The sequence below is a fragment of the Natronosporangium hydrolyticum genome, assembly GCF_016925615.1.
Classification (GTDB): Bacteria; Actinomycetota; Actinomycetes; order Mycobacteriales; family Micromonosporaceae; genus Natronosporangium; species Natronosporangium hydrolyticum.
Genome location: NZ_CP070499.1, coordinates 2633846 through 2645594 on the forward strand (window position 1 = coordinate 2633846; position 11749 = coordinate 2645594).

Here is an 11749-nt window from a genome sequence, read left to right on the forward strand (position 1 = left end):
CCGAGGAGGACCGCAATCACGAAGAACCTCACCGCGCTGGCCACGCGGCGCGCCAACATACCGGGGCGGAGGACGACGGGCTCCCTCGTGGGCGTAAGTCGCGCACGATCAGGTGTGATACGAAGTGCCGGCCCGATGCCCGCCGGTTGTACTGCGTCGGAGACAATCGGGGTCATGGTTCGGCAAAGAGGCTACTGGCGGGAGTCCGACGGGAGCCCGGTGACGGCACCGAAGTCGTGGGAGATCTGGGCTGGTCACGCCTACGAGCTGCTGACCACGGTGGCGCGGCGATACCATGCGATCATTACCTACGGCGAAGTCGGGGAGAAGGTCCAGGCAGCCTCCGGCGTCCGCACATCGGCGCTGCTGCACAACTGGATTGGACCTGTACTGGGCAAGGTGGTCCACGAGGCACACCGGCGGGGAGATCCACCACTGACGGCGCTGGTGGTCCACGCGGGTGACGGCATGGTGGGAGTGGGCTACGAAGAGGTCCTGAAAGTCGAAGGGCTACCCTCCATAGTCGACGAGATGGAACGGGAGCAGCACGCAGCAGCTGCTCGGCTCCGGTGTTACCGTCACTTTGGAGCGGAGATCCCACCGGACGGCGGCACCCCGGCGCTCGCACCCAAGCTTGAGGCGACCCGGGAGCGCCGCCGCCGGAACCAGGAGCCTTCACCGCGACCCTTATGTCCTAGTTGCTTCCTCCAACTTCCGGCAACGGGCTGGTGTGACAACTGCGGTGCATGATCACTGACCACCGGCCCACCGAAAGCGACCGCGCCACCGCCGCGACAGTCTCGTCGTCGCAGTCGACTCGGCTGGTGGCCCATGCCCGCGCCCGCTGGGCGGGGACCGCCGCGCGGCGCGGCCATCGGGTTGCGTTCGGTCCACGCTTGGCCGTGCAGTCGGGGAGGGCAGCGCCAGATCCGTTTCGACCAGGTGAGCACCGCGTCCGGGTACCCCGCCCGTCGGATCGGACGGCGGAGCACAAATGGCAGAAGCGCGACAGGGGGAGCTCACTGCTAGTGATCGATGATACTCTGTGCGCGATATTCGGCCCGGACATTCCTTATGGGGGTGCGCAGTGCCGGACTGGCGTGACGAAGTCTGTGGGGCGGTCGAGCGTTGGATCGAGGTCGTCGGCGGCAGGGGTGCCGCCGAGCGAGGTGAACGACCAAGGCTGAAAGTCATTGGTCGGGCCCGTCGCGAGTCCGGGTCGGGGTGGTACGCAGTGGATGTCCGCGATCAGCGGATCGACTCCGACCAGATCGACGACCTGCGTCTGGCCGGCGGCTCGCAGCCAGGTCCCGGGGAGGGGTTTTCGCCGCTGGAGGTGGTCCAGGACGGCCGCCTGCTGCGGGTACGGGTGGCGGAGTTTGTCGACCTGCCCGAGGCGCACCTGTGGCAGAGCCGCCGTCCAGAGAGTTTCCTGGTCACCCAGCTGCGCGACGGGATACGTGCCGTGGGCGACTCGGGTTTGGCCCACGAGCTGGCGGCCGGACGGTTGACCCCGCGACCACGGACGATCCGGTCGGTGCCCAGGCTCTCACCCGTGCAGTGCGAGGCATTCACCTCGTGCCTGACCCCTGGGGTACGGCTGGTGTGGGGGCCGCCGGGTACCGGCAAGACCCATGTCCTCAGCGAGGCCATCAACGCCCTCGCCGAGGCCGGGAAACGGGTCCTGCTCGTCTCGGCCACCAACATCGCCGTCGACAATGCCCTGGCCGGGGTGCTGCGCCAGCGCAGCCAGGCACCGGGTGACCTGGTGCGGGTCGGTACCCCGCAGTTGGCGGAGATAGCCAGCGACCCGCTGGTGTCGTTGACCCACCTCGTGCGTGACCGGCTCGCCGAGGTCGACCGGCGCCGCGAGGAGCTTAGCCGGCAGCTGGTGGCGCTGCGGGAGGACGGTGACCGACTGGCCGCCGAGGAGGAGGCGCTCGCCGGGTTCGACCCGCAGGCCGACGCCCGCGCCCGGGCCCTGATCGCGGCGACCGACCGGATTCCCGGGCTCGCCGCCCAAGCCCATACGGCCGCCGGCCAGCGCGACGCCTGCCGGCAGGCGCTACGCCAATCGGAGGTTGTGCTCTTCGGGGCGCAGGCAGCTCTCGCCCAGACCGACGACAGCCGTGCCGCGCTGGCCAGCATCGCCGAGCTGCAACGTCAGGTCGCCGAGGCGCAGCAGGCCGCGGACCGGGTCGCGGTGCAGGCGTTGACCGCCAACGATGAGGCGGTCCGGCTGGAGGGCGCGGTTCGCGAACTACGTGCCGGTTCCCGCCTGGCCCGCTGGCGGAACCGCCACACGATCGCCCGGATGGAGGCCGCCGCTCGGGATCAGCGGGAGGTTGCTGGCCGGGCCGAGCGCACCGCCCAGGAGCGTCGCGGGTTGCTGGCACGCTTCCGAGGCGATACTGCGGACCAGGTCGCCACCCTGCGGACCCGGGTCGTGTTCACAGCGGCACAGATCGACCGGCGGCTAACCGCAGTGGAGGATGCCCGCCGGGCCCGCGCGACGGCAGCGCAGCAGGCCGCCGAGGCCGACGCCTGCCACCAAGATCTGCACGAGACACTGGTCGCTGCGGAGGCTGGCCCGCAGGCCAGCGAGTCGGACCGGGCCGCGGTCCGGCACGCCGACGAGGCCGATCTGCCAGGCCGGTACCAGCGGATGCTGCGGCTGCGGGAGCAGGTCGCCGCCTCAGCCCCGCGCCGGGTATCGCTGGAGCAGGAGTACGCGAAGGCGCAGGAGGAGTTCGACAGGTTGCGCCGCAACGCCGAGCGCACGGTCATCTCCGAGGCGAAGGTGGTCGCCACGACCCTGGCCCGGATGCGGCTGAGCAAGGTCGTGCTCGATGGGCCGTACGACGTGGTCCTGGTCGACGAGGTCGGCGCTGCGACGGTCCCGGAGGTGCTGCTGGCGGTGTCGCGGGCCGGGACCACGGCCGTGCTCCTCGGCGACTTCCTCCAGCTCGGCGCGGTCATCCCCAACGGCCTCGATCGCAGCGAAGACCCTGCTGTGCAGCGCTGGCTGCGCCGCGACGTGTTCGCGGTCTGCGGCAACACCTCGGCAGCCGACGCCCGTGCCAACCCCGGCTGCACCACCCTCGCCGTCCAGCACCGGTTCGGGCCGGACGTAATGAAGCTGGCCAACGCGATCGCCTACGACGGCCAGCTCGAGCCCGGACCCGGAGTCCGGGCGCACGCCTCCGACGACCCGGAGATCGTCCTGGTCGACACCGACGGCGCTGACGATGTGGGCCTGGTACGGGCTACCAGCAGGACGGCCGGGTGGTGGCCGGTCGGTGCGCTGCTGGCCCGAGCCCTGGCCGACTTCCACCACAATGACGGCGAGAGTGTCGGTGTGGTCACGCCCTACCGTCACCAGGCCGAGGCGACCCTGGAGGCGTTCCGCGACCAGGAGTCCGAGCACGGCACCCCCACCGAGGTCGGCACCGCGCACCGCTTCCAGGGCCGCGAGTTCGACGTGGTGGTGTTCGACCTGGTCGAGGACCACACCGATCGGCGGTGGATGGCCCAGGCCCGCGCCGACCGGCCCGGTTTCCCGCGCGACGGCTTTCGCCTGTTTACCGTCGCGATCACCCGGGTCAAGTCCCGGCTGTAGCTGGTCGGTAGCCGCACCCGTATCGCCGATGCGGCCCCCGTTACGCCGCTCGGGCATATCGCTGCGCTGCTTGGCACGACTATTCGGACGGTCAAGGCCCATCAGCTGATCGCCGGGATCGACGCGCCGCACGACTCCCGTCGCGAGGTGACACTCGGGCCGATCGGCACCCAGCTGTCGGAGATCCTCGCTCAGCACGTGCGGGTCGCCGATATCCACGACGAGCGCCAGTTCTATGAGACGTTCGCCGAGCACCTGCACGCTGCGAGGCACTCAGTCTGGATCTGGGCGCCATGGACCGCCGGCCGGATCCGGTCGGTCCTGCCCTTACTGGCCGAGGTTGTAGCCCGCGGTATCGCCGTCGTGGTGTTCGTCCGCGACCCCAGCGACAAGGGGCAGAAGAAGGCCGCCTCACAGGAGTACGTGGACCAGCTGCGGCAGGTGGTCACCACTGCCCTATCTGTCAGGCTCGGGTGGGACAATACGCATTGATCAGCGAGAAGGAGCTGGTTGGTGCGCACGTGGTCGTCTGCGTCAATCTCGGCGAACGGCAGATGGGCCCCTATCTCTCGCAAGCTTTGGTACTGGGGGCCCGGCATCCGGACAGTCCGCCGGAGCAAGCTCAGGCGATTCCGGTGTTCATTGATGAGGCGGCTGGTCCAGGCGCGGCGATCTACTGACCTTGGTCGGTGCTCGGTCGGCGGCGCTCCAGCCGGTGATCGCCAGGCCCGCCACAATGACGATCATCCCTGCTATCGTCCACATAGTGGTCGGCTCTCGAAGCAGCAGTAGACCGAGGAGGCTGGCGGTAAGCGGTTCAGCGAGGCTTACCGTGGTCGCCGTGGCTGCGGGTGTGGTGCGGAGCCCGCGGATCCACACCAGGTAGGGGATCGCGGTCGCCCCCAGGCCTAGCCATAGCCCCGCCAGGAGTCCGGCCCCGTTGCCGAGCCAGCCATAGCCGCTCCCAGAGGTCGCCACCAGCAGCGGGATGCTCGCCAGTCCGAACATGGTTCCGACGACCACCTGCCCGTCGACCGCCCGGGCGAGGAGCATTCGGCTGACGACGACATATGTGGAGTAGGAGACCGCCGCCCCGAAGGCGTACCCGACGCCGGGCAGGCTCACCGCGGCCGTGCCGTTGGGGATGAGAAGCATTCCCAGTCCCACGATGGTGACGGCGGTGGCGATGCCCCAGGCTCGGTTCACGCGTTCGGCGAGCGCAATTCCCAACAGTCCGGTCACCAGCGGTGCGCTGCCGATGGCGACGAGCGTGCCCACGGCCACGCCGGTGTCGCGTACCGCGGAGAAGAACAGCGTCTGGTACGCGGCGACGGCGCCGATACCGATCAGGGTCAGCCGCCAGGTGGAGCGCCCCCAGCAGGCGAGCATGCCGGCAGCGCCCTTGGCCAGTAGCGCCCAGGCGAACATGGTGAACCCGCCGATGCCGAGTCGGGTGGCCGCCACCGCCAGGGTGGTTGCGTCGGCCGGCGCGAGCGCCTGCGTGGTGCCGGTGGTACCCCACAGCACGGCCGCGATGAGGACCAGCATCGGTCCTCGGAGGGTAGTAGGGGAGTGCTGCCCAGCGGCTGGTGGTGAGTTTCGTTGCGAGGCCCTCGTTTTGCGGTGACCCATGTAGGCAGCCTGCCCGGCCGTCACACTCGCTGTCCGTCAAGAAGTTGTTAATCCAGCTGTAAGGTGTTGCGGGGGTGGCGGCGGGTGTCTTTGAGGATACGCGACCGGCGGCGATTGATCGTCGATACTTTCCGCGATGCTGAAAGTACGATCAGTGGTATCGTGTAGCACCTATCCACCCGCTTTGTATCGGTAGGCAGGGATCCATGCTCGACTTCAGGCGGCTTCGCCTGCTGACTCTCTTCGCGTCGCTGGGGACTGTCACCGCGGTGGCGCGCACCGCTCGGCTGACCCCGTCGGCGGTCTCGCAGCAGCTGGCCCGGCTGGAGCGTGAGGTCGGGATGACACTGTTGCAGCGCTCCGGCAGGCAGTTGGCCCTCACCGAGGCCGGCCGATTGCTGGTGGACCACGCGGAGCGCATCTTCGCCGAGGTCGAGCGGACCGAGACGGCGCTGTCCCAGCTCCGCCATGGCGGCGTCGGTCAGCTGCGTCTGGCTACGCTGCCGAGCATATCCCGAAGGGTCGTTCCGCGGGCGCTAGCCCGTTTCGCGGAGGCGGGCCTGCCGGTGGAGATCGGGCTGCGGGAGGTGGAGGCGCACGAGAGCTTGCCGGCTCTGCAACGCGGTGAGATCGAGCTGGCGCTGGTGGACCAGTACGATCCACTGCCGGCGCTGACCATCCCCGGTATCGACCTGGTCGCGCTGTTCAGCGAACTGATGTACCTTGTCGTGCCGGCCGGATCCTCGCTGGCGCGGCCGCAGCTGGAGCTTGCTGACTGTGCGGACCAACGCTGGATAACCTGTCAGCAAGGTACCTTCTGCCACACCGCGATCATGAGCGTCTGTGCCGCAGCTGGGTTCCATCCCGACATCGCTCACACCAGCAACGACTTCGCCGTGATCCAGGCGATGGTCGAGGCCGGGCTGGGAATCAGCCTGGTCCCGCAGGTCGCGATCGCACTGACCCGCTACGACATTCAATGTGTGGCGCCGGCTGGGCCACCGATTCGCCGCCGGCTCTCGGCGGCGGTCCGATCGGCGTCCCGGCATCGGCCGGCGCTGCGACGGTTGGTGGAGGCATTTACCGCAGTCGCCGCGGAACTTCACCCGCATCCTGAGCCGGCCTTCTCCGGGGTGATCCGCGCCGAGGAACTCAGCCGGCGGGTGGAAGAGGGGCAGCAGGCCACGGCGTTTACGGGCTCTACGAAGTTAGTGGGGGTCGGCACCCTGTGTAGCTGTCGCTAGTGGACCCCGGCGTGAGAGGGCCCGTGGCTCTCGGTGATCATGCCTGTTGTCGAAGCAAGCTGGTCACAACAGAAGAGCCACGGGCATGGTTGACGATACTTCCCGGTTGCTGGGCCTTGATGGCCTGGCTGTCGTGGGGGTCACCGACGGGCCGCAGGGCCTGGTCGTGCAGGTGAACACCGCCGACGAGCGGGCGCGGATGTGTCCGGAATGCGGCACTCGGGCGCGAAGATCGAAGGGGCGGCGGACCACCCGGCCGCGGGACCTGCAGGTTGGTGGCCGGCGTCCGCAGTTGGTGTGGACCAAACGCCGTTGGCTGTGTGAGCAGGCAGAGTGTCGCCGTAAGTCGTTCACTGAATCAGTGCCCGAGGTGCCGCCACGTAAGCGGTTGACCGCCCGGTTGCGGTCCTCGGCGGGGGCGGCGGTGGCCGATCGGGGCCGCACAGTCGTGCAGGCCGGGCGTGATCATGATGTGTCGTGGCCGGTGGCCTCCGCCGCGTTCACCTTCCACGCCCAGCAGGTGCTGCCGGCTCAACCTGACCCGGTTGAGGTGTTGGGTGTTGACGAGGTTCGCCGGGGCCGGCCCCGCTGGGTCTTCGACGAGGCTGCCGGTAGCTGGGTCACGGTGCGTCAGCGGTGGCATGTCGGCTTCTGCGATCTGTCCGGTGGGCAGGGTCTGCTCGGGCAGGTGGAGGGCCGCAACGCTGCGGTGATGGCCGACTGGCTGGCCGCACGTGAGCAGTCCTGGCGCGACCAGGTCAAGTTCGTCGCCATCGACATGTGCACGATCTTTAAGTCCGCGATCGGTCGGATGCTACCCAACGCCACCCTCGTTGTTGATCATTTTCATCTGGTGCAGCTGGCCAACCAGGCCCTGACCGAGGTCCGGCGGCGGGTCACCGTGCAGGTCCGCGGCCGGCGTGGCCGCAAAGGCAACCGGGAATGGGAGCTACGCAACCGGCTGACCCGCTGCGCTGCCCGGATGCCCGGCGAGCACGTCGACGCCCTGGTGGACGAGCTGTCCACCCTGCCTGCGGCGATCGCCGCACCGATCTTGGCGGCCTGGAACGCCAAGGAGGACCTGCTGGACCTTCTGGCCCTGGCCCGCATCAACCCCGACCGCCGACAGGTCGCCCGCCGGCTGCACCGCTTCTACACCCGCTGCGCCGAGGCCGGGGTGGCGGAGCTGGAACGTCTCGCCGCCACAGTGGAAACCTGGTGGCCCCAGATCCTCGCGTTCCTGCACACCGGCATCACCAACGCCGGATCCGAGGGCACCAACCGGGTCATCAAGACCGTCGCCCGCGACGCCTACGGCTTCCGAAACGCCGTCAACCAGCGCCTACGCACCCGCTGCGCCACCACCAGAAAGACCCGAGGACACCTTGACCCCCACTAACTTCGTAGAGCCCGTTTACGCTGGCCGGCGCGGCGACCATGATGCCAACCGGTACGAGCAGCGCCCACGCCGAAGGTAAATCCAGCTGGTCGGCGGAGAGGGTGTCGAGTGTGGCCGGCGTAGGTGGTCCGCTGGCAAGTTGGTGACCGGGCGCCGGTGGCGTGGTGGTCGGCGAAGTGACCGGCGCGTGCGGCGTCAGCCCGTAGCGGCCGCAGCCGACTCGGGTCAGTGGTGTGCCGCATGGGCTGGGTGGGTTGCCGGTCATGCCCTGGAACACCGGCCGCCCTTCGGAGGCGGTTCAGGGGAGGGGATCAACTGCGTGCAGCATGGCGAGCAAGCCGTCAATCACTCCCCATTCATCGGTCGGTATGGGGTCCGGGGAGAAATGCATCATCTTGTTCCGGATATCGGCCACGCCTCGGACCTGTCGAAGAAATTCAGTATGGTCGAGCGGCCAGTTGAGGAGGCCGAATGTCCTTACCTCTTTGAGGAGGTGAGCATAGGATCCAAAGGTCAACGTATCGGCGTTCTTGTGCCGGTTCTGGGTGGCGGCTGCAATGACTTCAGATGGGATTTTGGCCTTAACTCTGCGGTGGAGTCGGCGTTCGCACTCCTCGATCATGGTGAACGGCTTTGCGATCTCGCCGAACCTGTTGGTCAGATCCGCAGAGGTAATTATGCCGGCCACCGTCCTGCCGTCTTTGGAGCGTACGAAGACGAAGCCATGGCTGGATATTTCGTCGATACGAGGCAGTACGAGGTCGTCGTATGCTGCTACGGATGCGGTATGTTGGGCCTGGGCTACAGTTGTAACGCTCTGGTGCGCCATCTGCGCCTGGGCGACCGACTCCCAGCTGATGGCCCCATGGAAGACTCCGTCTTCGTCGGTCACCGCCAGTTGGGAGTAGTTGTGCTTAAGCATGAGCGTTCGCGCCAGCACAATCGAGTCAGTGGGCAGCACTGACTCGACGGCGGTTTCGGACTGGAGGAGGTTTCCGAATCGCAGTGTGAACGGCTTCTCATGAACGAGCCCATCGTCGCCCTGGTCCTCGGCCGACGCGATATCCTGCTCCTCCTCCGCTTCGATCAGCTTTTCTGTGGCGGTCTCGTCGGTCGAGTCGTCGGCCTCCGCCCCGGTCTTCACGACGCGGATGCTGCGGCCTATCCAGCCCTCAGTGAACGGCGGCACAGTGGTGAGTCCGTTCTCGCCCAGGTCTCGCTGAATGACGGCTACTGCCGAACTGGTCCGCCGGCCCGCTCCCCACTCGCCCAGGAGTTCCCTGATCGTCACCTCCAATCCGTCCTCGGTGGCCGCTGCTCGTGCGATGAAGTCATCGGGTGTGGCCCATCCGTCGCTGGATAGCTCATCGGGCGTGGGTCCAGGATCCACGCCGGTATCGGCCAGTACGGCGATCCGCCGAGCCGCGCCGTTGCGCCGCAGCTGGCATATCGTCAGCAAGGAACCGAGGCTGTGCAGCAGGTCCTGTTGGATGGCTGACCGCGGCTGTGCTCGCTGGAGCCACACGACTGGTCGCACATGGCGTCGGTCCGGTGCAGCGTCTCGGCGGTATCGATATCCGGCGGTTATCCGGCCGATCGCGACGTGATCAGGCACCGTCTTGAGCGGGATCGCCACCAGGTCGTCGATATCCATGACGCGCAGGAGGCGCCATAGTTGCCCCGTCCAATTTGCGACGACGGTACGCGATCGGTGTGGGTAGGCAGCTCGTACCGCAGCAAGAAGTTCTCCACGCGTAGTGAACTGACTCAGGTCTCCCATCTCCTGCCAGCCAGCGATGACGAGGGACTGATCAAGCGCCTCGGCCTCGCGTTCGCCGCGACGGCCGGCTCGGACCATCCATGCGGTCTCCATCGGTTACTTAGCACCCACTTAGATCAGCGTGTTGATGGCCGTTATGGTTGCGTAAAGCACCTTATCGGAGCGCTCGACTCTCCATCACAGACCCAAGCATACCGAGCGCCGCTCGCCGCCGGTAGCCGCAATCGCCGGTGCCGTCAGCGAGGTGCGCGTCGGCGCCAGCCGGCGGTGGGTGGCCTGTTGCTTCCCTAGCATGTTGATCAAGGTTCGTCGTCGAGAAGATGGACTGCCGTGACTGCGTGGAGCTCACGCCCTCGTAGGCTCCCCACGACCCGGACACGCCGGCGTGATCGATGGGCGACGACGGCAGTGTCGTAGAAGTGCGACGGCAATGACGCCGTCAGTCGGACCTCGGAGCGCGGTCCAGTGCGGCCTTCTAGGGCTCCGCGAAGCGTTACGGTGCCTGTCGCCTGAACAGTGCGGTCGAGCCGGACAACTCGAGCGACCACCACCGCGTCCGAATCGGCCGCCATGCTGGGGAGGTCAGTTGCTGCGGCTTTGATGATGTCGATCCTTCGCCGGTCAAAGGCAAAGCCGTTGCCTCCTAGCCGTGTTGGCAGAGCCTGTGCCCAGGCGAACTGTAGATCGAACGGCTGGCCGCGGCCGACGAGGCTGATCGCCTCACAAAGGTCGGCCGAGACTCCGTCCGCTGCCCGATCCGTGAACGGCAGCAGCGAGTCTCGGCCCGCAGCTTCGTCCGCGGCGACGCAGGTCGCCGCAACGGCCTGATGTAGCTTCAGCGCCACACGCCGACTTAACGGCAGGGGCGAGGAGTCAGGAGACGTCTGGCGTGGCGGCCTACCGGGTTCTCTCTGCCGGTCCAGAGGGATGTGGACGGAAAGAACGAAACTTCCGGGTGTCGGTGCGACGAGCCGGACCCCGCGGACGAACCGATTCGCCTCTTGCGGGCGAGGCCGGGGTTGCACGACCATCGGCGTATCAATGACGGTCGCGTGGGCAGCGGTGAACATAAGATCACGGACGCCGCGGGTCACATCCACGATGTCTACAAGCGGAATGCTGCCCGAGGGAAGGTCGGGCAACAGCCGGAAGCGTTGCGTGTCGACTGTGGTGGCGGTGAGATCGGCGAGCACCTCGCGGGCGTCGCGTTCTTCGGCCAGCGCAATCGTCCGGACGGTTTCGCGAAGACGTGCACTGTAGTCACGGTATGCCGGGTTGAGCGGCAGCAGCAGTTCTACCTCATCGTCACCTTCGCCGGTGGTCCAGAGTACGGCGTGCGGTGCACGCTGCTGTTCCACCCAGCCGGCGCTTGCCAGGTAGGTCTCTACCTCGGCTGGGGTCAGCGCGTCGAGATCAGCGCTGTTCACGAGTGGCTCCGTGGTAGCGGGGTGGTTGGTAGGCGGTTAGGTATCAGATCTCGAAGCGAGGCAGCGGTGAGGAGGTTGCGGCGTGGTACTTCGACCGTGACCGTTTGGGCGTTGAGCGCTCTAGGGCGGTCGGAGAAGGAAGCCCAGTAACCAGCGTGGTGGAGCCGTAGCGCGTCGTCGGCGACGCTGGTGTATTGCTCGGCCTCGGCCGGGACGACCACCAGGAACAGATATCGGGGGAGGTAGAAGGGTTCTCCCGCCAAATCGTTGTAGTGGTTGGCCCGCATCCGGTAGCGCCAGACGGTGTCGTTGCCCGTCGGGCGACTCCAGGACTTCACCTGCACTTCGATCTTCGGGTATCGTGCCGTCCCCCGCCGGCCGGGGTAACCGATCGTGAAGTCTTCACCTGTGACGTCAAGATCCGCCCGAGAGACAATGAGCCCTGCCGAGGCAGCCAGTGCCCGGACGAACGCTTCACCGTAGTAGCCCTGGTGCGTCCGTCGATCAAGGCCAGTCTGCTGGGTCATACCAAACGCACCTGCGTAGCCTTTCGAACCGGACGGACTGGGCACTACCATCTTAGGGCACGCAGATCGCCCGATCGGTCGGTATCCTTCCTGCCGCTCGAAGGGGCGCACGTTACCAGTG

The 11749-nt window shown here is 67.3% G+C and carries 9 protein-coding genes; 5 read left to right on the plus strand and 4 right to left on the minus strand.

Features of this window, described 5'->3' with window-relative positions:
• The first annotated feature begins 174 nt into the window (after positions 1 to 174).
• The 3 genes from JQS43_RS11645 (at position 175) to JQS43_RS11655 (ending at position 4111) form a co-directional block, all read left to right on the plus strand.
• On the plus strand, positions 175 to 750 hold the full coding sequence (locus JQS43_RS11645) for a hypothetical protein (protein WP_239679099.1): 576 nt from the start codon (positions 175 to 177) through the stop codon (positions 748 to 750).
• Positions 751 to 1234: 484 nt separating this feature from the next.
• Positions 1235 to 3619: a DEAD/DEAH box helicase gene (locus tag JQS43_RS11650; protein ID WP_239679100.1), complete on the plus strand. Its 2385-nt coding sequence runs from the start codon at positions 1235 to 1237 to the stop codon at positions 3617 to 3619.
• A 147-nt stretch (positions 3620 to 3766) separates the two neighbouring features.
• Entirely contained in the window at positions 3767 to 4111 is a 345-nt protein-coding gene (locus JQS43_RS11655) for a phospholipase D-like domain-containing protein (RefSeq protein ID WP_239679101.1), read from the plus strand.
• Between the two features lie 147 nt (positions 4112 to 4258).
• Here the strand turns inward: JQS43_RS11655 and JQS43_RS11660 are convergent, their stop codons facing one another.
• A complete protein-coding gene (locus JQS43_RS11660; protein WP_239679102.1) occupies positions 4259 to 5167 on the minus strand; it encodes a DMT family transporter in 909 nt (302 codons plus the stop codon).
• A gap of 290 nt (positions 5168 to 5457) precedes the next feature.
• On the opposite strand from JQS43_RS11660, the gene JQS43_RS11665 reads away from it, so the two are divergent.
• Both JQS43_RS11665 and JQS43_RS11670 read left to right on the plus strand, forming a co-directional pair.
• Entirely contained in the window at positions 5458 to 6495 is a 1038-nt protein-coding gene (locus JQS43_RS11665) for a LysR family transcriptional regulator (RefSeq protein WP_239679103.1), read from the plus strand.
• An 85-nt stretch (positions 6496 to 6580) separates the two neighbouring features.
• On the plus strand, positions 6581 to 7894 hold the full coding sequence (locus JQS43_RS11670; protein ID WP_239679104.1) for an ISL3 family transposase: 1314 nt from the start codon (positions 6581 to 6583) through the stop codon (positions 7892 to 7894).
• Positions 7895 to 8192: 298 nt separating this feature from the next.
• Here the strand turns inward: JQS43_RS11670 and JQS43_RS11675 are convergent, their stop codons facing one another.
• The 3 genes from JQS43_RS11675 to JQS43_RS11685 all read right to left on the minus strand — a co-directional run bounded on the left by JQS43_RS11675 (position 8193) and on the right by JQS43_RS11685 (position 11628).
• Positions 8193 to 9548, minus strand: a complete 1356-nt coding sequence (locus tag JQS43_RS11675) for a CBS domain-containing protein (RefSeq protein ID WP_239679105.1) — start codon at positions 9546 to 9548, stop codon at positions 8193 to 8195.
• Positions 9549 to 9973: 425 nt separating this feature from the next.
• On the minus strand, positions 9974 to 11101 hold the full coding sequence (locus JQS43_RS11680; protein ID WP_239679106.1) for a hypothetical protein: 1128 nt from the start codon (positions 11099 to 11101) through the stop codon (positions 9974 to 9976).
• The gene (locus JQS43_RS11685) at positions 11098 to 11628 is read right to left on the minus strand and encodes a DUF4365 domain-containing protein (RefSeq protein ID WP_239679107.1); all 531 of its coding nucleotides are present in this window, start codon (positions 11626 to 11628) and stop codon (positions 11098 to 11100) included. The genes JQS43_RS11680 and JQS43_RS11685 overlap by 4 nt, the downstream gene beginning before the upstream one ends.
• Positions 11629 to 11749 lie beyond the last annotated feature (121 nt).

What these genes read in the sequence shown, in the direction of transcription:
- JQS43_RS11645 (WP_239679099.1), top strand. Translation starts at nt 175, where the DNA reads ATGGTTCGGCAAAGAGGCTACTGGCGGGAGTCCGACGGGAGCCCGGTG.
- JQS43_RS11660 (WP_239679102.1), bottom strand. Translation starts at nt 5,167, where the DNA reads ATGCTGGTCCTCATCGCGGCCGTGCTGTGGGGTACCACCGGCACCACG.
- JQS43_RS11665 (WP_239679103.1), top strand. Translation starts at nt 5,458, where the DNA reads ATGCTCGACTTCAGGCGGCTTCGCCTGCTGACTCTCTTCGCGTCGCTG.
- JQS43_RS11670 (WP_239679104.1), top strand. Translation starts at nt 6,581, where the DNA reads ATGGTTGACGATACTTCCCGGTTGCTGGGCCTTGATGGCCTGGCTGTC.
- JQS43_RS11675 (WP_239679105.1), bottom strand. Translation starts at nt 9,548, where the DNA reads ATGGATATCGACGACCTGGTGGCGATCCCGCTCAAGACGGTGCCTGAT.
- JQS43_RS11685 (WP_239679107.1), bottom strand. Translation starts at nt 11,628, where the DNA reads ATGACCCAGCAGACTGGCCTTGATCGACGGACGCACCAGGGCTACTAC.